The sequence below is a fragment of the Chromobacterium sp. Panama genome (genome assembly GCF_003052555.1).
GTDB lineage: Bacteria > Pseudomonadota > Gammaproteobacteria > Burkholderiales > Chromobacteriaceae > Chromobacterium.
Genome location: NZ_QARX01000001.1, coordinates 2,329,332 through 2,352,405, shown reverse-complemented (window position 1 = coordinate 2,352,405; position 23,074 = coordinate 2,329,332). Strand labels below are relative to the sequence as shown.

17 protein-coding genes are annotated in these 23,074 nt (G+C 63.2%); 9 read left to right on the top strand and 8 right to left on the bottom strand.

Annotation, left to right across the window (positions count from 1 at the left end):
- Positions 1 to 17 precede the first annotated feature (17 nt).
- Positions 18 to 2,282, top strand: coding sequence for a glycoside hydrolase (locus tag DB032_RS10525; RefSeq protein WP_107799442.1), 2,265 nt, complete (start codon positions 18 to 20; stop codon positions 2,280 to 2,282).
- A gap of 51 nt (positions 2,283 to 2,333) precedes the next feature.
- On the opposite strand, the gene DB032_RS24120 is transcribed toward DB032_RS10525, so the two are convergent.
- A complete protein-coding gene (locus tag DB032_RS24120; protein WP_158274282.1) occupies positions 2,334 to 2,504 on the bottom strand; it encodes a hypothetical protein in 171 nt (56 codons plus the stop codon).
- A gap of 182 nt (positions 2,505 to 2,686) precedes the next feature.
- Here DB032_RS24120 and DB032_RS10520 point away from each other — a divergent pair, with 182 nt between their 5' ends.
- Positions 2,687 to 5,278 (top strand): TonB-dependent receptor, encoded by a 2,592-nt coding sequence (locus DB032_RS10520; protein ID WP_227103658.1) that lies wholly within the window; start codon positions 2,687 to 2,689, stop codon positions 5,276 to 5,278.
- 547 nt (positions 5,279 to 5,825) lie between these two features.
- A complete protein-coding gene (locus tag DB032_RS10515; RefSeq protein WP_233246679.1) occupies positions 5,826 to 8,399 on the top strand; it encodes a TonB-dependent receptor in 2,574 nt (857 codons plus the stop codon).
- 154 nt (positions 8,400 to 8,553) lie between these two features.
- Here DB032_RS10515 and DB032_RS10510 read toward each other — a convergent pair whose 3' ends face one another.
- The 3 genes from DB032_RS10510 to DB032_RS10500 form a co-directional block, all read right to left on the bottom strand.
- Complete coding sequence (locus DB032_RS10510; protein WP_107799439.1) at positions 8,554 to 9,927, bottom strand: aminotransferase class III-fold pyridoxal phosphate-dependent enzyme; 1,374 nt, start codon at positions 9,925 to 9,927, stop codon at positions 8,554 to 8,556.
- A 64-nt stretch (positions 9,928 to 9,991) separates the two neighbouring features.
- The gene (locus tag DB032_RS10505) at positions 9,992 to 11,506 is read right to left on the bottom strand and encodes an aldehyde dehydrogenase (RefSeq protein ID WP_107799438.1); all 1,515 of its coding nucleotides are present in this window, start codon (positions 11,504 to 11,506) and stop codon (positions 9,992 to 9,994) included.
- On the bottom strand, positions 11,496 to 12,902 hold the full coding sequence (locus tag DB032_RS10500; protein ID WP_107799437.1) for an amidase family protein: 1,407 nt from the start codon (positions 12,900 to 12,902) through the stop codon (positions 11,496 to 11,498). Before DB032_RS10500 ends, DB032_RS10505 begins: the two co-directional genes overlap by 11 nt.
- 303 nt (positions 12,903 to 13,205) lie before the next feature.
- Between DB032_RS10500 and DB032_RS10495 the strand changes: the two genes are divergently transcribed.
- The 3 genes from DB032_RS10495 to DB032_RS10485 all read left to right on the top strand — a co-directional run bounded on the left by DB032_RS10495 (position 13,206) and on the right by DB032_RS10485 (position 15,101).
- Positions 13,206 to 14,162, top strand: a complete 957-nt coding sequence (locus DB032_RS10495; RefSeq protein ID WP_107799436.1) for a LysR family transcriptional regulator — start codon at positions 13,206 to 13,208, stop codon at positions 14,160 to 14,162.
- Between the two features lie 7 nt (positions 14,163 to 14,169).
- Entirely contained in the window at positions 14,170 to 14,436 is a 267-nt protein-coding gene (locus DB032_RS10490) for a hypothetical protein (RefSeq protein WP_146176645.1), read from the top strand.
- A gap of 299 nt (positions 14,437 to 14,735) precedes the next feature.
- Positions 14,736 to 15,101: a DOPA 4,5-dioxygenase family protein gene (locus DB032_RS10485; protein ID WP_107799434.1), complete on the top strand. Its 366-nt coding sequence runs from the start codon at positions 14,736 to 14,738 to the stop codon at positions 15,099 to 15,101.
- A 72-nt stretch (positions 15,102 to 15,173) separates the two neighbouring features.
- On the opposite strand, the gene DB032_RS10480 is transcribed toward DB032_RS10485, so the two are convergent.
- A complete protein-coding gene (locus tag DB032_RS10480; RefSeq protein ID WP_107799433.1) occupies positions 15,174 to 16,352 on the bottom strand; it encodes an acetyl-CoA C-acetyltransferase in 1,179 nt (392 codons plus the stop codon).
- A gap of 314 nt (positions 16,353 to 16,666) precedes the next feature.
- Complete coding sequence (locus DB032_RS10475; protein ID WP_370445215.1) at positions 16,667 to 18,364, bottom strand: PHA/PHB synthase family protein; 1,698 nt, start codon at positions 18,362 to 18,364, stop codon at positions 16,667 to 16,669.
- A gap of 345 nt (positions 18,365 to 18,709) precedes the next feature.
- Here DB032_RS10475 and DB032_RS10470 point away from each other — a divergent pair, with 345 nt between their 5' ends.
- The 3 genes from DB032_RS10470 (at position 18,710) to DB032_RS10460 (ending at position 21,008) form a co-directional block, all read left to right on the top strand.
- Complete coding sequence (locus tag DB032_RS10470) at positions 18,710 to 19,366, top strand: fumarylacetoacetate hydrolase family protein (RefSeq protein ID WP_107801800.1); 657 nt, start codon at positions 18,710 to 18,712, stop codon at positions 19,364 to 19,366.
- On the top strand, positions 19,366 to 19,767 hold the full coding sequence (locus tag DB032_RS10465; RefSeq protein ID WP_107799431.1) for an RNA-binding S4 domain-containing protein: 402 nt from the start codon (positions 19,366 to 19,368) through the stop codon (positions 19,765 to 19,767). Before DB032_RS10470 ends, DB032_RS10465 begins: the two co-directional genes overlap by 1 nt.
- Before the next feature lie 68 nt (positions 19,768 to 19,835).
- Positions 19,836 to 21,008 (top strand): MFS transporter, encoded by a 1,173-nt coding sequence (locus DB032_RS10460; protein WP_107799430.1) that lies wholly within the window; start codon positions 19,836 to 19,838, stop codon positions 21,006 to 21,008.
- Here DB032_RS10460 and DB032_RS10455 read toward each other — a convergent pair.
- Complete coding sequence (locus DB032_RS10455; RefSeq protein ID WP_107799429.1) at positions 20,996 to 21,526, bottom strand: GNAT family N-acetyltransferase; 531 nt, start codon at positions 21,524 to 21,526, stop codon at positions 20,996 to 20,998. The genes DB032_RS10460 and DB032_RS10455 overlap by 13 nt on opposite strands.
- A gap of 85 nt (positions 21,527 to 21,611) precedes the next feature.
- Positions 21,612 to 23,012: an L-serine ammonia-lyase gene (locus DB032_RS10450; RefSeq protein WP_107799428.1), complete on the bottom strand. Its 1,401-nt coding sequence runs from the start codon at positions 23,010 to 23,012 to the stop codon at positions 21,612 to 21,614.
- Positions 23,013 to 23,074 lie beyond the last annotated feature (62 nt).

The window sequence follows — 23,074 nt, the reverse complement described above, 5'->3', positions numbered from 1 at the left end:
TACGGAGAGTGCCCGCAATGCCGATATCCCCTCATTCCCTTGTTTTTGCGCTGGCGGCGATGTGTCTGCCCCTGAGCGCCTGGGCGCAGATCCGGCTGGAGAACGCGCAATGGAGGGTGGCGCTGGACCCGGCCACTCTGGCGGTGACCGCGACGCCGGCCGGACAGCCGCCGCTGGCGGTGTCGAGCGGCGGCCCGGCGCGCGCGGTGGCGGATCTGAACGCGGACGCGGCCGGCGCCGCCTGGTCCTGGGAGCGCGGCCGTTATCGCTTGAGCGCGCGCCTGGACGGGCCGGACTTGACGCTGACGGTTCAGGCCGGAGCCGGCGCCGCGGAGACCGTGCCGCTGCTGCGGCAGCCGGCGGCGGCGATGGGGCGCGGCTTGCTGCTGCCCTTGGCCGAGGGCAGTTATGCGCCGGCCGGCGACCCGCTGTGGCTGGATTTCCTGCCGCGCTTCGCCGGCGACGGGCTAAACACCTCGGAAAACCTCAGCCTGCCCTTGTGGGGCATGGACTACGGCGCGAGCAGCCTGCATTGGCTGCTGCTCAATCCCTTCAACAACCGTTTGAAGGTAAGCCGGGACGGCGCCGGCCTGGGGCTGGCGCTCAGCCATGATTTCAACGCCTTGAACCGGCGGGAGCCGATGACCTTGCTTTTGCATCTGGCGGACGGGGACCTCTTGGCCGGGGCCAAGCGTTATCGGCAATGGCTGATCGGGGCGGGGCGTTTCGAAAGCCTGGCCGACAAGATGCGCGCGCAGCCGGAAACCGCCAAGCTGGTGGGCGCCAGCCATGTCTATCTATGGGGCAACGATTTGCTGGGCGCGGAGGATGTGCGCGACTGGGGACGCTGGCTGAGTCTGTTGCGCGGCGACAGCGCGCTGGCGCGGCGGCTGAGAGGGCGCTTCGACGCCGAAGCCGCCGCGGCGCTGCGGACGGCCTCGGCCCGGCCCGACGCCTACCAGCGCCGGGTGCTGTTGGCGGCCTTCAATCAGGCGGCCACGGCGGAGGCGCGCGCCGGCTGGCTGAGCGCCGCGCCGGCGTGGAACAAGCTGGCCGAGCCTTACCGCCGCCTGCGGCGTGAGGTGAGGGAAGTGTTCGGCGCGGCCTTGGGCGAGCCTGACGATTGGGGCGGCGGCTTGTCGCTCCGCACGCTGCGGGCCTTGCGCGCGGCCGGCCTGGAGCGGCTGTGGCTGGGCATGGACAATTGGGAGGGCGGCTTGTGGCAGCCGCAAGCGATGAAGGCGGGCGTGCGCGCCGGCTATCTGATGGCGGCCTACGATTCCTATGAAACCGCCTTGCCGCCGGGGCAGCGCGAGGATTGGCTGACGGCGCAGCAGGGCGCCGCCGCGTACCGGAACTGCGGCATTACCTTGGCCAGCGGCCGGCGTAAGAGCGGCTTCCAGCAGTCCGGCTATTACACCAACCCGGATTGCGTGCGGCCGGTCTTGCGTCAGCGCAGCCAGGCGCTGCATCAGGCGCTGGGTTTCAACAGCTGGTTTCTGGACGCCTACGCCACCGGCATGGTGTTCGACGATCACAGCCCCGGCCGGCGGACCAGCCAGGCCGGCGTGGCGGCCGGCAATGAACGCAGCATGGCTTGGGTGCGGGACCGCTTCGGCGTGCCGGTGGGTTCGGAAAACGGCAACGCCGCCACCTCGCGCGGCATCGCCTTCGCGCACGGCATGCAGGTGCCGGTGCTGGGCTGGGGCGATCCCGATCTGCAGAAAAATCCCAAATCGCCGTACTTCCTGGGCCGCTGGTTTCCGGCGAATCAGCCTGAGGTGTTTTTTCGCTCCGTGCCCCTGAAACAGCCGTATCTGAATATTTACTACCAGCCGGGCTACCGTTTGCCGCTCTACCAGGCGGCGTTCCACGACTCCATCGTCACCAGCAATCACTGGCTGTACGACAACCTGAAGTTCAGCAACGCCTATGCCGACAATCTGCTGACGCAATGGCTGTACAACACGCCGCCGCTCTGGCACCTGAGCGCGGAGAGCCTGGAGAAGCGGCTGCCGCTGATGCGCTGCGCCGATCAGGTGTTCCGGCCGCTGCACCGGCAACTGGCGACCCAGGCCATGACTGGTTTTGCCTGGCTGACGCCGGACCGCTTGTCGCAACAGACCCGCTTTGCGGACGGCAGCCGCTTGACGGTGAATTTCAGCGCCGAGCCGCGGCAGCTGGAAGGACGCGAACTGGCCGGCCAGGCGATGCGGGTGCAACTGTCCGGGCAGCCGGAGCGCACGGTTTCTTTAAAGGACTGCGAGCCGGCTCCGGCCTGATGGACCGCTGTTTGGCCCGGCGTTCCGCAGGCATGAGTTAAACGCATTGATTTAATCGTCTATCTGATTTTTACACATGTCATAAAAATATCGTGCCACACAGCGCATTGGCAAAATGACAACGCGCCGCTGTAAACGCCACAGCGGCGGTCTGCGCGCCGCCATCGGGCGCAAGCCTTTGCCGGCGGCCTTTCCGGCCGATGGCGGCGCGGCGGTTTTCATCCAGGACGCCGCCGTGGGCGGAAAGACGGTATGTGACGATTCATGATGTCGATTGACCGTCTGTAATAAATGCTCCAAGCATCGTGTCAGGCCATATGACAAATAGTCTGCGGCTGGATGATCTGCCGAAAGCGTGTCTAGAGAAGCGCGCTAAGCAGGTTAGACACATGACTGGAGAAATCATGAGAACTAGCAAGAAGAAGTTGGTGCTGGCCCTGGCCCTGGCAGGCCTTGGCGGCCAAGCCGGCAGCGTTTGGGCGGCGGAATCGAGCAGCGGCACCCTGGACCGGGTGGAAATCACCGGGTCCAACATCAAGCGCAGCATCAAGCAGGAAAAAGCGCTGCCGGTGACGGTGGTTCGCACCGAGGAAATGAGCAAGCAGGGCTTCACCACGGTGGAGCAGGTGGTGAATTCGCTGGCCAGCAACCAGTCCAGCATGGTGGGCGCTTCGTCGGTGCAGACGGTGTCGGGCGGCGCCTCCTACGCCAGCCTACGCGGCCTGGGCTCGCAGTACACGCTGGTGCTACTGGACGGCCGCCGCGTCGCCAGCCAGGCGATTGGCGGCTACGCCACGGATTTGAACGCCATCCCGCTGTCGGCGATTGAGCGCATCGAGGTGCTGCGCGACGGCGCCTCCGCCATCTACGGCACCGACGCCATCGGCGGCGTGATCAACTTCATCACCAAGAAAAGCTATCAGGGCGTGACGGTGGCGGGCGAGCTGGTGTCCACCGACCACAAGGGCGGCAATACCGGCAGCGCCAGCATCACCGCCGGCATCGGCGATCTGAACAAGGACGGCTACAACGTTTACGGCTCTCTGAGTTATCAGAAACTGGACGCCATCACCACGCTGAACCGTTCCTTCGCCAACAAATACCTGACCGCGGACAATCTGAGCGGCCGGGTCTTCCCGTCCAACTTCACCTACAAGGGCAACGCCTACAACCCGACGGCGCCGAATTGCAAACCGCCGTACGCCAAGCCGATAGACGCCAACTCCTGTGGCGAGAACGCCACCCTCTACATGGACTTGACGCCGGAGGTGGAGCAACTGACCGCCTTCGCCAAGGGCACCAAGCAGATTGGGGAGCATACCCTGTCGCTGCAGTACATGGGCGCGCGCAACCTGAGCACCACGCGCATCTCGCCGGCGCCGCTGGCCAAGATCGCCACCCTGAAGGCGGGCGACAAGTATTATCCGACCCATTTGCCGGACGGCACGCCCACCGACGGCAGCGACGTGGTGATCAACTCGCGCGCGGTGCCGCTGGGGCCGCGCGTGACCGAGAGCCTGTCCACCACGCAGCGGCTGGCTTTCAACGCCGAAGGCTTGCTGGCGGGCTGGGATTACCGCGGCGGGGTGGCCTACTCCGAGAACAAGACCATCATCAATTACAAATCCGGCTATGTGCACGGCGACAAGATCGCCGCCGCCTTCCAGGACGGCACCATCAACCCCTTCGGCGATTCCGCGCCGGGCGCCTGGCAGAGCACCGAGCTGAAGGGCGACGGCTGGATCGCCAAATATCAGACGGTGATGGCGGACTTCAAGGTCAGCAAGGAGGTGTTTCAGTTGCCGGCCGGCATGGTGGCGACGGCTTTCGGCGTGGAAACCCGGCGTGAGAAGCTGGACAGCCAGATCCAGGACATCGCTCAGTTCGCGCTGGGCTCCGGCATCGCCGATTCCAAGTCCACCAGCGGCAGCCGCGGCGTGACCGCGGCCTATGTCGAAGCGGACATCCCCATCTTCAAGAACTTCGACGCCCAGCTGGCGGCGCGTTACGACCGCTACACCGACTTCGGCAGCTCCTTCAACCCCAAGATCGCCGTCAAGTATCAGCCTATCCCCCAGGTCTTGTTCCGCTCCTCGGCCAGCAAGGGCTTCCGCGCGCCGACGCTGTACGACGTGTTCACGCCCAATAGCAAGACCTATACCGCCAACAAGTTCAACGACCCCTTGCGCTGCCCGGGCGGCACGCCGGCCAACGGCGGCAACAAGGTGGATGATTGCAACACCCAGTTCGAAGCCTTGCAGGGCGGCAACAACAATTTGTCGCCGGAGAAGGCCAGCTCGCTGACCTTCGGCATCGTGATCGAGCCGATCAAGGAAATCACCGCCAGCGCGGACTTCTGGTGGACCACGGTGAAGGACACCATCGGCGCGCTGGATCCGGGCGTGATTTTCGCCGATCCGGGCAAGTACGCGGACAAGTTTGTGCGCAACCCCGACGGTTCGCTCAACCATGTGATCACCACCACCCAGAACCTGGGCACTTTGAGCGCGGCCGGCGTGGACATCAGTCTGGCTTTCCGTCTGCCCAAGATGGCTTGGGGCAATTTCGGCGTCAATCTGGACGGCACCTACACCTCCAAGTACCAGCAGCAAATGGAGCCCAAGGGCCCTTATCTGAGCTCTCTGGGCGGTTGGTATCAGAATATTCTGCAGCCGACCTTGCGCTGGAAGCACAGCCTGGCGTTCAACTGGGCCCAGGGGCCGTGGAGCGGGGTATTGGTGCAGAACTACTCGTCCGGCTACACCGACCTGAATCCCAACGATGAAGGCCATAATGTGCGCCCGTACTCCAACTGGAACCTGTCCGGCAGCTATGTGTGGGACAAGAAGCTGACCATTACCGCCGGCATCCGCAATCTGTTCGACCAGGAGCCGCCGTTTAGCAACCAGACCAAGACCTTCCAGTACGGCTTTGATCCGGTGGTGGCGGACCCGGTGGGGCGTGCCTACTTCCTGAAAGCCAGCTACAAGCTCTAAGCCTCGCCAAGGCGGTTTGATCTAGCCCCGTCGCGCCGTTTGGCGCGGCGGGGTTTTATGTTTTTGGAATGAACTTGGCTGGGGGCATGCAGCTAAGTTGGCGTGGTTTAGATTGGATATGAATGTTTTTTTACATGCCTGCCATTAAAAAAACGAATGCATAAGTTTTTGCAAAATTAGTCTAATCTGAAATTCTTGTACGAATTTGTCGTAAAAATGCAAAAAAGCAACAATGGCAAGTTGTTCTCACCATGGAAAATGACATGGAATTAGCGGCTTTCTGTAAAAGCTGCTGGCAAAAATCAGGGGCATAGTCTATTGATTTTCAAGCGCTAACATGATTTTTGCGCATTTCTCCGTCAAAAGGCGCGTTTAAACGGGGCGCCGGACGAGCAGGATCGCCCCTCAACAAATATTGACGGAGGGCAACAATCCTTAACACACTCGAAACACGGTCATGACGTTCGATTGTCGACGACCTGCAGTATCCAGCAAACGTTCGTCAGAAGCGCTGCTGGTTTCCGTGTGCAGTTAAGGAGAAATCAAGTTGAGAAGTCAAAAGAAGCAGCTAGTGCTTGCCCTGGCCATGGCCGGCATGGCGAGCCATGCGCCGTTCGCATTCGCCGCTGAGGCGAACTCCGGTCAACTGGACCGGGTGGAGATCACCGGTTCCAACATCAAGCGCAGCATCAAGCAGGAAAAGGCGCTGCCCGTCACCATTCTCAAAACCGAAGACCTCGCCAAGCAGGGTCTGACCACGGTGGAGCAGGTGGTCAACAGCATCGCCGCCAACCAGTCGTCGCAAGGGGCGGCAGCTGCAGTGGGCGCCTCCACAGGGGGCGCAGCGTTTGCCAGCTTGCGCGGCCTGGGCAATCAATACACGCTGGTGTTGCTGGATGGCCGTCGCATGGCCAATCAGGCGATTGACGGCACCTCCGCCGACCTGAACGCCATCCCCTTGTCCGTGATTGACCGCGTGGAAGTGTTGCTGGACGGCGCCTCCGCCATCTACGGCACCGACGCCATCGGCGGCGTGATGAACTTCATCACCAAGAAGAGCTTGAAGGGCTTCAGCATTGGAGGCAGTTTTTCCAATCCGCAGCATGGCGGCGGCGATGATAAAAACATCAATGTTTCCTATGGCTATGGCGATTTGGGTAACGACGGTTTCAATATTTACGGCGCCATCGATTACCAGAAGAAAGACCCGGTGATGGCATCTCAGCGCGGCTTTGCTTCGCTGATCAATAAAGATACCGGTTCAAGTCCCAATGCCTGGCCTGGCAATTATGTGGATGGGGTTACTGGGGACTTAATGACTCCATCCGCACCGAATTGCCGGCCGCCGTTCTCCACGTTCAATGGCGAAAACTGCCAGGAATATTACTCGCTGTACCCCAGCATTATTCCGGAGGTAGAGCAGGTGTCCGGCGTGATCAAGGCCACTAAACGCATTGGCGACAATCACGAGTTGTCGCTGCAATACACCCGTACCGAAACCACCACCACCTCCCAAAACGCGCCGTTGCCGACCGGGGGCGACATCACCCGCGCCAATGCGGTGGACCCGAGCAAGCGTGACCAGTTGTATGTGCGCACCATTCCGTTGGGTAATCGCGTGACTGAAGCCAATTCAGTCACCCAGCGCCTGATGCTGAATATGGAGGGCTTGATTGCAGGTTGGGATTACCGCGCCGGCATCGGTCGTTCGGAAAATTTGGTTAAGGAGAACCTGAACTCCGGCTATGTCAGCAAGAGCAAGATGCAGTCCGCGGTCGACAGCGGCGCTTTGGATCCGTTCGATTTGTCCGGCAACAATCTGGCGGCTTGGCGTTCGGTCAGCATGACCGGCCAAACCAAGGAAGCCAAGTCCACCATCGACATGGCCGACATCAAGGCCAGCCGCGAAGTGTTGCAACTGCCGGCCGGCATGATGGCCATCGCTTTTGGCGCGGAAGTACGCCGCGAGTCCTTGAGCACGGTCTACAACAAAGCGGTGACCCGCGACGCGCTGAGCACCGGTCAGAACAAGACGGAGGACGCCGCCGGCAGCCGTAATTCCTACTCGTTGTACGGTGAGGCGGATATTCCTGTTCTGAAGAACCTGGACGCGCAATTGGCCGCGCGTTACGACCACTACAGCGATTCCGGCAGCTCCTTCAATCCCAAGGTGGCGATGAAGTACCAGCCGTTGCCGCAGCTGATGTTCCGCTCCTCCGCCAGCACCGGTTTCCGCGCGCCGTCTCTGTACAATATGCACAAGCCTAACCAGTTGCAGCTGACAGGCCGCGCCTATGTGGATTACGGTGCTTGTCCCAATGGCAAAACCCCGGTGCCGGGCGCGAACGCCTTGGCATGCCAGAGCATTCAGCGCGATATCCGTTACGGCGGTAACAAGAATCTGGAGCCGGAGAAGTCGTCCTCCTTGTCCTTTGGCATCGTAATCGAGCCGGTGAAGAGCTTTACCGCCAGTGCCGACTTCTGGTGGACCATGATCAAGAATCAGATCAATGTCATTCCGGAAGACACCATCTTCGCCAACCCGTCCAAATATTCGGATCGTTTCATCCGCGATAGCAACGGCAATCTGTCTTATTTGGTCGATGACTATTCCAACCTGGGCAACCTCAGTGCCGCCGGGGTGGATATCAAGATGAACTGGCTGCTGCCCAGAACCGCGATTGGCACTTTCAATGCTTCTCTGGATGGCACCTATCTGTCCAAGTACTCCTACCAGAAAGAGAAAGAAGGCCCGTACTTCAGCAACTTGGGGTCTTACATTGATGCGAATGGCCCTGCTTTCCGCTGGCAGCACACTCTGTCGATGAACTGGTCGCTGGGTGCTTGGAGCGGGGTGCTGGCGCAGAATTACCGTTCGGGCTACACCGACAGCAACTCGAAGAAAGGTCAGAACAATACTGTGCGGCCTTACTCCACGTGGAATCTGTCTGGATCCTACGCCTGGAACAAGCAACTGACCGTGACCGCCGGCATCAAGAACCTGTTCGATCAAGAGCCTCCGTACTCCAATCAAAGCGATACCACGCCGCGTAGCTACGATCCGCGCTTTACCGATCCGATGGGCCGTTCCTTCTTCCTCAAGGCTAATTACAAGCTCTAAGGCGGCGGGAAACTGGATGGGGCGGACTGGAGTCCGTCCCGTTCTCGGGCCCGGCGGCGCGCCGCCGCCGGGCGAATCAGAAGACAGTGGATATAAACATGACGAGCATCACAACCGTGTTTCAAAGCACAGATAAAAGAACGTAAACAGGTTCTTACCGTAGCAAGGCTTTCTCCGCGGCCTCAATGGCTTGCTCGAAAGTGTCCGCGATGAGATCGGCCTGCTCCAGGCTCAGGGTCAACGGCGGCGAAATGATGAAGGTGTCCGCCAGATTGCGTATCAACACCCCGTGTTGACGGCAGTAGTCGGAGATATAAGCGCCGAAGCCCAGATCCAGATCAAAAGGCTGTTTGCCGGCGGGGTCGGCCACCAGTTCCACGCCTATCATCAGGCCCAGGCCGCGGACATCGCCCATATGGGGGTGCGTGCTCTTTATCCTTGTCAGGCGCTGCAATAAATGACCGCCCACCTTGGCCGCGTTTGCCGTCAGCTTGTCCCTTTCGATGATCTCCAGATTGGCCAGCGCCGCCGCGCAAGCCAGCGGATGGCCGGCATAGGTGTTGCCGTGATAGAAGGCGGTTGGGCTGAACTGACGGGCGTCGCTGGAGTGAAACGCCGACTCCACCCGCTGGTTGATCAAAGTCGCGCCCAGCGGGATGTAGCCGCTGTTAATCCCTTTGGCGAATACCATGATGTCCGGCTTCACTCCCCAATGCCGGCTGCCGAACAGCTTGCCAATGCGGCCGAAACCGGTGACCACTTCGTCCGCGATCAGGAGCACGCGATGTCGATCGCACACCTCGCGCGCCAAGGGCCAGTAATTGGCGGGCGGGACGATGACGCCGCCGGCGCCTTGCACCGGTTCGGCAATGAAGGCCGCCACGGTGCCGGGGCCCTGATGCAGGATTTCCCGCTCCAGCAATTGCGCGCATAAGCGGCCTAGGGTGTCTGAATCGTCGGTGTAGGGGTTGCGGTATAGATGGGGGGTGTCCACTTGGCTGAAGCCCGCCAGCAAGGGCTCGTAAGCCTGGCGATAAGCGGTGCTGCCGTTCGCCGACAAGGCTCCCAGGGTGACGCCGTGGTAAGCCTGCTTCAGCGAGATGATTTTATGGCGCTCCGGCTCGCCGCTTTGCCGCCAGTACTGGCGGGCCAGTTTAAACGCCGCCTCATTGGCTTCCGAGCCGCCGGAGGAGAAAAAGGCGGCGCTCATGCCTTCCGGCTCCGTCATCCGGCATAAGCGTTCGGCCAGCGCCAGGGCCGGCTGCGTGGTGGTGCCGCCAAAAATCGAATAAAAACCCAGCTGGTTCAATTGTTGGGTGATCGCCTCCTTGATTTCCGGATGGTCGTGCCCGACGTTCACATTCCACAAGCCGCCTTGCCCATCAAGATAGCGTTTCCCGGTTTGATCGAAGACATGGCAACCCGAAGCGCGATCGATCCGCAACGGCGGATGCGCGGCAATATGGCTGGCATTGGCGAAGGGGTACAAGAGATGGCCGGTGGGATGGCGATTGGCCGTGCTGCTCATGATGTTCTCTCCTCGGTTTTACGATGCGGCGCCGGTTGGTTTCGATGGCCGGCGTTCTGCTGTCCTACTGCTCCTGATTCAGCGTCATCCACACCCCCTTGGTCTGGGTGTAGGCCAGCAACGCGTCAAAGCATTTGTCGCGGCCATTGCCGGACTCTTTCCAGCCGCCGAACGGCAGTTGCATATCGCCGTCCATATAGCTGTTGACGTAGACCATGCCGGCTTCGACCTCGCGCGCGAAGCGATGCGCGTGGTTGAGGTTTTGGGTCCAGATGCCCGCCGCCAGGCCAAAGCGGCTGTCATTGGCGATGGCGATGGCCTGGTCCAAGCCGGATACCGGCATCACGCAGGCCACCGGGCCAAAGATCTCTTCCCGCGCGATGCGCATGCCGTTGTCCACGCCGGCGAACACCGTGGGGTTGACGTAGGCGCCGTGTTCCAGGTGGCGCGGGGCGTCGCCGCCCAACAGGCATTGCGCGCCGGCTTGCCGGCCCAGCGCGATGTAATCCAGCACGCGCCGCTGCTGACCGCGGCTCACCAGCGGGCCCATGCTGGTGGCCGGGTCCAGCGGGTCTCCCGGGAGGTGATGGCTGCGCGCGGCGCTTAGGAAGGCGTCGAGGAAATCGGGAAGAATGCTTTGCTCCACCAACAGGCGGGAGCCGGCGCAGCATACCTGGCCTTGATTGCCGAATACGCCCATGGCCGCCCAGCGCGCGGCGGCCTCCAGGTCCTGGACATCGGCCAGAATCACATGGGGGGACTTGCCGCCGCACTCCAAGGACAGTTGCTTCATATTGGACTGGCCCGCGTAGCCCAGCATTAGCTTGCCCACTTCCACCGAACCGGTGAAGGCGATCTTGTCGACATCCCGATGCAAGGCCAGCGGCCGGCCGCAGCCAGGCCCGTCGCCGGTCAGCACATTGAATACCCCGGGCGGGCCGCCGGCCTCGATGAAGAGCTTGGCCAGCCATAAAGCGCTGAGCGGAGACTCCTCCGCCGGCTTGAGCACCACGGAGTTGCCGGCCGCCAGCGCGGGCGCGATCTTCCAGCAGCTCATCAGCAGGGGGTAATTCCAGGGCACCACGCAGGCCACCACGCCCAAGGGCTGACGCAGCACAAAGCTATGGATGTGGTGGGCGGTTGCGCCCACTGTGCCCTGCACCTTGTCGATGGATTCCGCGGTAAAGCGCAGGCATTGCACGCTCAGGGGCAGGTCCACCGTCAGCATCTCGCTGATCGGCTTGCCCATGTCCAGGCAGTCCAGCAAGGCGAAGGTGCGCTGATGTCGTTCGATCAAATCGGCGAGCCGATTGAGCACGGACATACGCTCCCGTGGCGGCCGTCTGGACCAGGCGCCGGACTGAAACGCGCGCCGCGCGGAATTGACGGCGAGATCCACATCCTGGCTATCGGCGCTGGGCAGCTCGGCCAGGATTTGGTCATTGCTGGGATTGACGCTGGCGAAGCGCCGGCCGGAACGTGCTTGGCGAAAATCCCCGTCAATGAACAGTCCCAGTTCCAAGGGCGGCTCCTTGGCCAGGGCGCGCCAGTCGGCGGCGGATAGGGGTTCAGCGCTCATCATCGGCTCCTGAGTCTAATAGATGGGGAAAGGCGCCCAGCGCTTCAAACTGGCCGGCCAGCGACAGCAATTGCCGGTCCGCCCCGCGCGCGCCGATGAATTGCAGCCCAAGCGGTCTGCCGTCCGGAGTCAGGCCGCAGGGGACGACGCAGGCGGGATGCTGGCTCAGATTGAGCGGGAAGCTGAAGCCCGCCCACTCCGTCCAGGCCGCGCCATCGCCGGCCGGCTGTCGCGAGGCGATGGGGAAGGCCGCCAAGGGAGTGGCCGGCGCCAGCAGCAGATCGAACCGGTTCATCGTCTGGTCCATGAAGGCGCCAAACTCGGCGCGCCGGGTCTGAGCCGCGACCAAGTCCGCCGCGCTCAGGGCCAGGCCGCGTTCGGCTATCTCGACAAAGCCCGGGTCCAGTTGTCCGCGCAGGGCCGGCGCCACCCTGGACAGCCGGTTGGCCGCGCCGCTGAACCAGTGCTTTTGGAAAACATCGAGCAGATCGATATCGGGGAGCTCGAATGGCTGGATCTCCACCCCCAAGGAGCGCAGCAGATTCAAGGCCTGTTCCATGACCGCGGCCACTTCCGGCCGCAGCTGGCCGCAGGCCGGGGTGGACCAGTAAGCCACCCTGGCCCGGCTGAGCGCCAGGGGCGGGAAGGAGGGCGGGTTGCCGATGGGCTGATGCCAGTCGCGCAGGTCGCGGCCGCTCATCGCGTCCAGCATGGCGCTGACGTCGCCGACGCAGCGCGCGATCGGACCAAGATGCGCCAGGGTGCCGAAGGCGCTGCCGGGATAGGCGGGCACCCGGCCAAAGCTCGGCTTGTGTCCGACCAGGCCGCAGAAGGCCGCCGGGATGCGAATGGACCCGCCGCCGTCCGTTCCCAGGTGCAATACGCCCGCGCCGCCGGAAGAGCCGCCCGGCGTCAGCTCAGGCCGCCAAGGATTGCGCGTAATCCCATGCAGCGGATTATCGGTGACGGCTTTCCAGCCGAATTCCGGCGTTGTCGTCATGCCCAGCAAGACGGCGCCGGCGGCGCGCAAGCGAGCCACCGACGGCGCGTCGCTGTCGCAAACCGCCGCGCTGCTGCTGTGGCTGCCATAGCGCACGCTCCAGCCTTGCACCTGGACGATGTCCTTGATCGTGACCGGCACGCCATCGATGGGCGACAAGGGACGGCCCCGCCGCCAACGCTCATCGGCCGCGGCGGCGGCGGCGAGCGCGCCGGCGCGGTCGATGGAAGCGAAGGCGTTGTATCGGTCTTGGACCGCCGAGGCCCTGGCCAGCGCCGCGTCCGCGACTTCAAGCGGAGAAAGGCTTGCCGCGGCGTAGCGGGCGGTCATGGTTTGCACGTTCAGCCGGCAGAGCGGGGACGCGTCCGCCAGTGGATTTGTAGAAATAGATGACATACTCAGCTCCAAGGCAAGGAGCGGCGTGGCCGCAATGGCATGACTGGGCGGTGGTGTTGCCTGGCGATGATGGTAAGCAAACGAGGCGGCGCGGAAAAACGCATTTTTCGCGGCAAGTTGCGCTGTTTTTATGTGTAAGAGCCTGTTCAAAGTCTTGCGAGCGAGAGCGAGACAAGGCGTTGCGGCTGAAGAAGCGGAATGGTCATACGGTGTATGAGCATTCGGAAGCTGTTTTCAAGGCCGTATCGCTGAAGCGCGGCGGACTTTTAACAAGCTGCTAAATGCCGGCGAGGGGGCGGGGCCATGAATATTTCGATTAGACAAATCCGTTATGTCTATGAGGTGGCGTTGACGGGAAGCATCGCGGCGGCGGCGGAGTCGATACCGATTTCCAAGTCCGCCTTGTTGAGCGCCATCATTCATGTGGAACACCAAATCGGATTTCGGATTTTTGAACGCCGCCCGGCGCGAGGCGTAAAAATCACCCCGGCGGGCAAGCAATTCATGCTGGCGGCGCAGGATATGTTGGAGGCGAAGTCGACGTTTAATCGCAGCATCGCCAATCTGACGCGGCCGGGCGCCGTGCAATTGCGGATTGGCTGTTTTGAGCCGTTTGGCGCTTTATTCATGCCGGATGTGCTGAAGCGCTATATACAGGGCCAGGGCGAAGTCGACATCCAGCTGCGGGAAGGAGATCAGTCGCAATTGCGCGGCTGGCTGGCGGCCGACGAGGTGGATTTGATCGTGACCTACGATATCGGCTTTCACTTGGACGAGGAGGTCAGCCGTATCTGCAAAGTGCCCTGTCATGCCTTGCTGTCGAGACAAGACCCGCTGGCGGAACAAGAGTCGGTCTCCTTGGCGGATTTGGCGCTGCGGCCGTTGGTATTGCTGGATTTGCCGCAGACGGCGGCGTATTTGCTGGCCTTGTTCGCGATATCGCCTTGTCAGCCTCATGTGCGCTTCAGGACGCGCTCTTATGAAACCGTGCGCGCGGCGGTTTCCGCGGGATTCGGCTGTTCCATCCTGAATATGTGCCCGTCCGGCAGCGCCACTCGGGACGGACCGGCGTTGATACGAAGACCGTTCTCCGATTTCAGCCCCGCGCCCACGCTGATCGTGCAGGATAAACATGGTCGGGAAAAACCCGCTTTCATCCAGGATTTTATTAGCGCGACGCAGCAGCATTTTCGCCAACTGGGGCCAGAGGGTTTCGCCGTGGCGATCCCGGCCTTGGCGGCGACTTTGTTTCAGGTGTAAGTATTGATTGAACCATTTAAAAGACGATTGGAACCGCCGCTCTGGCCTTGACGCCCGGATGGGTATTTTATCGCCATGGCAAGCCCGGATGAGGTCTATACTGGAGCCGGCATTGGCACCGCCGATGCACGCCAAGGAGCTGATCATGAGTAAATCAAGACACAGCAGCAAGGAAGCCAAAAAACAGCCGTTGATGACGCCCAAGGAGAAGCGGGCGGCCAAACATCAGAAGAAGCATGGGCCGGACGGGGCGCCCATCATTGTCCCTCACTAAGGCGAGCGCCGCGGCGATGCGGCTGCCTTGATGTGCTGAGCGCCTCGCTGGTTTTGATCCGTGCGCTGTTTCCCTTCACGGTCCATCCGACCGTCTACGCCGGCCAGCGGGCCGGCCAATCGCCCAAACCTCCTGCCTTTGCGGCCAGGAGGTTTTTGTTTGGCGCGGATTGCTTGCGGATCAAGGGCAGGCGCGCGCCGCCAAAATATGCTTGTTGATTTTTTTCGGCGGAGGCGATAGCTTTACCGGCTTTATTCGGGGCCGGCCGCCGTGAACGCGGCGGGGGCGGGGGACAGGCGATGCAACAGGTCATCGAGGCGACGGGCTATCACGCCCATGTGTATTTCGACGCGGCGCAGCAAGCCGCGGCGCGGCGGCTGCGCGAGGCGGTGGCGCAGCGCTTTGCCGTGGAGTTGGGGCGCTGGCGAGAGCAGGCTTACGGGCCGCATCCGGTGGGCGCGTATCAGATCGCCTTCGCGCCGGCCTTGTTCGGCCAGATCGTGCCGTGGCTGATGCTGAACCGGGAAGGGCTGAGCGTGCTGCTGCATCCGCTGACCGGCGACGATGTCGAGGATCACAGCGACTTCGCCATGTGGCTGGGCGCGCCGCTGGAGTTGAACATGGACTTTCTGCGCCAGCACGGTGACAACGGGCGCTCGGGCTAGCCGCGGAGGGCGCGGCCAAAACAAAACCCACCGGCCGGAGCCGGTGGGTTTTGTGATTGACGGGTACCGGTTTTAGCGCCGTTCCACCGCCAGCGCCACGCCCATGCCGCCGCCTATGCACAGCGTGGCCAGGCCCTTCTTGGCGTCGCGGCGCTGCATTTCATGCAGCAGGGTGACCAGCACGCGGCAGCCGGAAGCGCCGATCGGGTGGCCCAGCGCGATGGCGCCGCCGTTGACGTTGACCTTGTCCGGGCCCCAGCCCAGTTCGCGCGCCACGCCCAGCGCCTGGGCGGCGAAGGCTTCGTTGGCTTCCACCAGATCCAGCTCTTCCACCTTCCAGCCGGCCTTGTCCAGCGCCTTGCGGGTGGCGGCCACCGGGCCTATGCCCATGATTTCCGGCGCGCAGCCGGTCAGCGCGTAGCCCTTGATCGCGGCCAGCGGCTTCAGGCCCAGCTGGTCCGCCTTCTGGGCCGACATCAGCAGCACCGCGGCGGCGCCGTCATTGATGCCGGAAGCGTTGCCGGCGGTGACGGTGCCTTCCTTCTTGAAGGCTGCGCGCAGCTTGGCCAGGCCTTCGGCGCTGGCGTCGTGCTTGATGAACTCGTCGTTGTCGAAGGCCAGCGGATCGCCCTTGCGCTGCGGCACCAGCACCGGGGTGATTTCGTCCTTGAACTTGCCGGCTTTCTGAGCGGCGGCGGCGCGTTGCTGCGAGGCCAGCGCCAGCGCGTCCTGCTCTTCGCGGCCGATGCCGTACTTTTCCGCCACGTTTTCAGCGGTGATGCCCATGTGGTAGGCGTTGTAGGCGTCGGTCAGGCCGTCGTTGACCATGGTGTCGATCAGCTGGGCGTTGCCCATGCGGAAGCCGTCGCGCGAGCCGGGCAGGATGTGCGGCGACAGGGACATGCTTTCCTGGCCGCCGGCGATGACGATGTCGGCGTCGCCGTTGACGATGGCCTGGGCGCCCAGGTGCACGGCACGCAGGCCGGAGCCGCAGACCACGTTGAGGGTGGTGGCCGGGGTGGTGACCGGCAGGCCGGCCTTGATCAGCGCCTGGCGCGCCGGGTTCTGGCCGCTGCCGGCGGTCAGCACCTGGCCGAGAATGACTTCACTGACGTCTTCCGGTTTCAGGCCGGTTTTGGCCAGCAGGGATTTGATGACGGTGGCGCCCAGTTCCGGGGCCGGGATCTTGGCCAGCGCGCCGCCGAAACTGCCGATGGCGGTGCGGGTTGCTGCGACAATCACGACTTCCATGTTTTTCTCCGTCTCTCTCTTCAATGTGACCGCGAAGGTCGGTGTGTCGGCCAGCGCGCCGGCGGCGGGGCGGGGAAGCCGCTAAAGCGTTTCGAAGCGGCTTTCAACGCCCTTGCCCAAGCATCCCGCCGAGGCGCGGCAGACTTTAGAACAGTTTTTCTTGGAGCCTGTTTATGATCTCGCGAGCTAGGGCGAGACAAGGCGAAAACGAGCGAAAAAGCGGAATGTGCATGTGGTACATGAGCATTTTGAGCTCGGTTTCAACGCCCATTTCTATCCATCCCGCCGACGCGCAGCAGATCGTAAACAGGTTCTTATTGCAGGCTGGCCACCACGCTGGGCATGGCCTTGGCCAGCACATAGCTGCCCGGCGCCGCTTGCAGCGGTGGGAAGTCCTTGCTGCCCAAGGCCTTGGGCGCGGCGACTTTCTTGCCGGATTGAGGGGCCAGCCAGGCGTCCCAGTCCTTCCACCAGCTGCCGGGGCGGCTTTCCGCGGTTTCCAGCCAGGCGTCCGCGTGCTGGGGCTGGGCGTCGTTGACCCAGTAATTGCGCTTGTCCTTGGTCACCGGGTTGATCGAACCGGCGATATGGCCGGAGGCGCCCAGCACGAAGCGCCGCGACGGCGCGCCGGTCAGGTAGTGGATGCCGGAGTAGGCGGAGCTCCACAACACGATGTGATCTTCGCGCGCGGCGAAGATGTAGACAGGTATGTCGATCTTGGAAACGTCGATGGGCACGCCGCACAGGGTGATGGAACCCGGCTTGGTCAGCGCGTTGTTCATATAGAACTGGCGCAGCATGAAGGTGTGCATCGGCAGCGGCAGGTCCACCGCGTCGTTGTTCCAGTAGAGCAGGTCGAACGGCGCCGGCGTCTTGCCCAGCAGATAGTTGTTGACCACGTAGTTCCACACCAGATCGTTGGCGCGCAGGCTGGCGAAGGTGCGGCCTATCTCCTTGCCGCTGATGATGCCGCCGGCGGCGATCTTGGCTTCGCGGCTGGCCACCAGGTTCTCGTCGATGAAGTAGGAGATCTCGCCCGGTTCGGCGTGATCTATCAGCGAGGTCATGAAGGTGGTGGAATCGAAGTATTTGAGTCCGCGCGCCTGCAGCACGCACTGGGTGGTGGTCAGGATCACGCCGCCGACACAGAAGCCCAGCGCGTTCATGCTGTCCTGCTTGCTGATCTTGCGCACGGTTTCCGCCGCGGCGATCACGCCTTTCTCGATATAGCTTTCCCAGGTGAAATGCTTCATCTCCGGTTCCGCCGAGCGCCAGCTGATCAGGAATACGCGGTAACCCTGGGCGACGAAGTGACGGACCATGGAGTTGTCCGGCTGCAAATCCATCAAGTAGTACTTGTTGATGCAGGGCGGCACGATCAGCAGCGGCTTTTCGTAGACCTGGCCGGTGGTGGGGGTGTACTGGATCAGTTCGATCAATTCATTGCGGAACACCACCTCGCCCGGGGTGACCACGATGTTTTTGCCGATCTCGAACTGGCTCTCGTCCGACATCGAGATATGGCCCTTCTGGAAATCCTCCAGCATGTTCTTCATGCCGTCGACCAGGCTTTCGCCCTTGGTCTCTATCGCCCGTTTCATTACGTCCGGGTTGGTCAGCATGAAGTTGCTGGGGGAGACCGCGTCCAGGTATTGGCGGGTGGCGAAGGCCAGCTTGTCCTTGGCTTCTTCCTCCAGCTGGGCGTTGTCCACCAGCTCGGTCATCCATTTGCTGGTGAGCAGATAGCCTTGCTTGAGGAAATGGTAGAACGGGTGTTCATCCCATTCCGGCGAGGCGAAGCGGCGATCGCCCTTTTTCGCCGAGGCGTCGCCGTTGGCGGGCGCCTGGCCCAGGAATTGCGACCACAGATTCATCTGCTGCTGATACAAGCTGCTTTGCCAGGCGAACAGCTGGCCGGCGTTGCTGAGCATGGCGCCCCAGGCGTTGGCCAGCGGCAGTTCAGCATTTCCAGGTTGCGGCGGCAGCGGCAGGTTGTTGACGAACTGCTGCATCCATTGTTGGTTGGCCTCGGATAGGCTGGCGAAGAAACTATCCAGCGGGTTTGTACTTTCTTGGGTCAAAGCTGTCTCCTGAAACGTGCCGAAGCGTTATCGAAGCTTTCCTGCATTGGACCGTGTAACAAAGTGTGCGGTCGCAAGGTACGCCATGACTGTAACAGGGTTGCATGACATTTTCACCGGGAGGAGGACGATAAGGCGCGTCGAAAGCCGCATCTTGTTGCCGCAGTGCACAATCTGCCTAGCTGTCCTTTCGGCCTGGCATGCCGGGGGGGTGGAAATTATGGGATAATCGCGAGCTGGTAAGCTTGGCGTTGAACAGAACGGGAAAGGATGGTCATGACGGCATTCAAGGCGCGCTTGGGCGATCAAGAGGTCGCGGTGGGCAATATCTTCTGCATCGGGCGCAATTACGCCGCCCACGCGGCGGAATTGAACAACCCGCTGGAGGACGAGCCGCTGGTGTTCCTGAAACCGACGTCGGCGCTGGCCGGAGAGGGCGAGCTCCTGCGTTTGCCCGACTATTCCCGCGACGTTCACCATGAGTGCGAACTGGTGCTGCTGATAGGCAAGGGCGGCCGCGACATTGCGGAGTCCGAAGCGCTCGGCCATGTGGCCGGCTACGGCATCGGTCTGGACATGACGGCGCGCGACGTGCAATCGGCGGCCAAGAGCAAGGGCCATCCGTGGACCAAGGCCAAGGGCTTTCCCACCGCCGCCTGCCTGTCTCGTTTGGCGCCGGCGGAGCAGGTGGCCGATCCGCAGCGGCTGAGCTTCGAATTGCGCGTCAACGGCGAGCTGCGCCAGCAGGGCGACACCGGCCTGATGCTGTTTCCGGTGGCCGCCGTCATCGCCTATCTGTCGCGGATCTACGGCCTGCAGGCCGGCGATCTGATTTATACCGGCACGCCGGAGGGCGTGGCCGCGGTGCGTTCCGGCGACCGGCTCAGCCTGAAGCTGGAGGGCCTGGCCGCCGCCGAATGGAGCGTGCTCTGATGGCGGCCTCAGGCGAGGACGACGGCAAGGTCCGTCTCGACAAATGGCTGTGGGCCGCCCGTTTCTTCAAGACCCGGCAACTGGCGCACGAGGCGCTGGAGCTGGGGCGGGTGCAGGTCAACGGCGACCGGGTCAAGGCGTCGCGGGTGGTCAAGGAGGGGGACCAGCTGGTGATGCGCATCCATCAGCTGGAATACCGCGTCGAGGTGCTGGCGCTGAGCACCCAGCGCCGGCCGGCGCAGGAGGCGCGGCTGCTCTACCGCGAGGACGAGGCTTCTCAGCGCGCGCGTGAAGAGCAGGTGCTGCTGTTGAAGTCGGAGCGCGCCAGCTTCCCGCACGGGGACGGCCGTCCCACCAAGAAGGCGCGGCGGGATATCGGCAAGTTCAAAGGGCAGTTCTGAGCGCGCGCTTGCCACGCGCCGTTTTACGTTTTCAACCAGGAGCCCGTTTAAGGGCCGAGCTTCAGATCATGTCGTCTTCCGCGTCACCCGCCGTATCCCTGCTGCCGTTCAGCCTGTTCTATTTCAGTTATTTCGCCTTCCAGGGCCTGTTCAGTCCGTTCTGGGGGCTCTATCTGCAATCGCTGTCCTTCTCCGCCTGGCAGATCTCGGTGCTGATGGCCTTGTCCACGCTGGCGCGCATCGTGGCGCCCGGCTTCTGGGGCTGGCTGGCGGACCGCCGCGGCCGCCGGCGCGCCATCATTCTGACGACGTCGCTGTTGTCGGCGGCGGCCTTCCTGCTGGTGGGACTGGACCGCGCTTTCTGGTGGGTGTTCGTCAGCCTAGCGGTGTCCCACTTCTTCTGGGCGGCGGCGCTGCCGCTGGTGGAGGCCAGCACCGCCCACCTGACGCGCGCGCAGCCGGGGCGTTACAGCCGGGTGCGGGTCTGGGGCTCGATAGGCTTTGTCTGTCTGGCGATGAGCGGCGGCCTGCTGCTGGACGGCATCGGTATTGGCAATCTGCCCTGGGCGCTGTGCGCGCTGCTGGCCCTGGTGGCCGCGGCGGCCTGGCGGGTGCCGGAGGTGGCCGCCGAGCGCAAGAGCGGACCGTCGGCGCCGATAGCGGCCACGCTGCGGCGGCCGGAGGTGATGGCCTTGTTCGGCTGCTGCTTCCTGATGGCCTTCGCCCACGGCCCTTACTACACTTTTTTCTCCATCGGCCTGAAGCAGGCGGGTTATGAGCAAGGCGCGATCGGCATGCTGTGGGGGCTGGGCGTGGTCAGCGAGGTGGCGGTATTCCTGTTGATGCCCAAGATCATGGCGCGCGCGCGTTTGGAAACGCTGATGCTGGCGTCGCTATTGGCGGCGGCGCTGCGTTTCGCCTTGATCGCCGCCGCGGCCGAGCTGGCCTGGGTGGCGATAGGCGCGCAGCTGCTGCACGCGCTGACTTTCGGCCTGCACCACGCCGCCTCGGTGGGCTTGATCCACCGCATGTTCGACCCACATCACCACGGCCGCGCCCAGGGTCTGTACATCATCGCCTCGTTTGGGGTTGGCGGCAGCGCCGGCGGCCTGATCGGCGGGCTGGTGTGGCCGCACGGCGGCATGGCGACGACGTTCGCGATGTCGACGGCCGCCGCCGCGCTGGGCGTGTTGCTGTGCCGGCGCTGGCTGCGGCCGGCGGCACCTGCTCAGGCGGGCTGATCTTTGAACAGGGCCGGCGGCACGAAGTAACAGCTGTCGCCGTCGATGCCGGGCAGTTCGATACGGCCCTGATAAAGCAGGCCGATTTTCTCCAGCACGCGGATGGACGCCAGGTTGTGCGGCGCGGTGATGCCCACCACCACCGCGTGGCCCAGTTGCTCGCGGCCGTGTTCTATGGCGGCCAGCGCGGCTTCGCTGGCGTAGCCGCAGCCCCAGTATTGCTCCAGGAAGGCGTAGCCGATGTCCGGGTAGTCCAGGCCGTCGCGCTTGACCAGGCCGCAGATGCCGACCGGGGCGCCGTCGTCCAGCCGTTCCACCAGCAAGAGGCCGTGGCCGTGCTTGCGATAGCTGGTTTGCGGGCCTTCCTCGATATAGCGCAGCGCGCCGAGCAGATCGTGGGCGTCCTTGTCGCCGATATTGGCGATGAAGGCCGGCTCGTTCAGCAGCTTGAGCATGAAGGGGGCGTCGCTGGCGTGCAGCGGACGCAGTTGCAGTCTGGCGGTGGCGATGTGATGCATGGCTGGTTCGGATTTCGCGGGATGAGGTCGTAAAAAAAGCCGACGGCGCAAGCGCCATCGGCTTTGATGCTAACAGGCCTGCGGCTCAGCACTCAACAATATTCACCGGCACTTCGATGACATTGATGGCCAGGCCGCCGCGCGCGGTTTCCTTGTACTTGGTGCTCATGTCCATGCCGGTGTCGCGCATGGTCTTGATCACTCGGTCCAGCGACACGAAGTGCTGGCCGTCGCCGCGCAGCGCCATGCGCGCCGCGTTGATGGCCTTGACCGAGGCCATGGCGTTGCGTTCGATGCAGGGCACTTGCACCAGGCCGCCCACCGGATCGCAGGTCAGGCCCAGATTGTGCTCCATGCCGATCTCGGCGGCGTTTTCCACCTGTTCCGGGGTGCCGCCCAGCACTTCGGCCAAGGCGCCCGCGGCCATGGAGCAGGCCGAGCCCACTTCGCCCTGGCAGCCCACTTCGGCGCCGGAGATGGAGGCGTTGAGCTTGAACAGCACGCCGATGGCGCCGGCGGTGAGCAGGAAGCGCACAATGCCGTCGTCGCTGGCGCCGGGCACGAAGCGGGCGTAATAGTGCATCACCGCCGGGATGATGCCGGCTGCGCCGTTGGTGGGCGCGGTGACCACGCGGCCGCCGCCGGCGTTTTCCTCGTTCACCGCCAGCGCGTACAGATTGACCCAGTCCATCACCGTCAGCGGGTCGCGCAGCGCCGCCTCGGGCGAGGCCAGCAGTTTGCGGTGCATGTCGGCGGCGCGGCGCTTCACCTTCATGCCGCCGGGCAGGATGCCTTCGCGCTCGCAGCCGCGCTTGACGCAGTCCTGCATCACTTGCCAGATCTTCAGCAGCTCGGCGCGCACTTGTTCCTCGCTGCGCCAGGCCAGCTCGTTCTCCAGCATGATCTGGCTGATGGATTTGCCGTGGCGCTGACACAGCGCCAGCAATTCCGCCGCGCTCTTGAACGGGTGCTTGAGCTCGGTGACGCCCGGCGGCACGAAGCCGGCGTCGATGGCGGCTTCGTCAACCACAAAGCCGCCGCCCACCGAGTAATAAGCGCGTTTGGACAGGCTGGCGCCGGCAGCGTCGAAGGCTTCGAAAATCATGCCGTTGGGGTGGTAGGGCAGGGTTTTTTTCTTGTGCAGAATCAGGTGTTCGCCTTCGACGAAGGGCACGGTCTGCTTGCCCAGCAGGGCGACGGACTTGTCGGCGCGGATGGCGGCCAGCATGCCGTCCACCGCGTCGGTGTCCACCAGGTCGGGCTGTTCGCCCTGCAGGCCCAGCAAGACCGCGACGTCGGTGCCGTGGCCCTTGCCGGTGGCGCCCAGCGAACCGAACATTTCGGCGCGCACGCTGGCGGTCTGAGCCAGCAACTCGTCTTTTTCCAGCCGGGCGATGAATTGGCGCGCGGCGCGCATCGGTCCAACCGTGTGGGAGCTGGACGGGCCGATGCCTATCTTGAACAAATCAAAAACACTGATGGCCATAATGCTTCTCTTTAAGGGCTGTGTCCCGCTAAGCGGGTTGTTGTCCGGACAGCCTGGGCCGT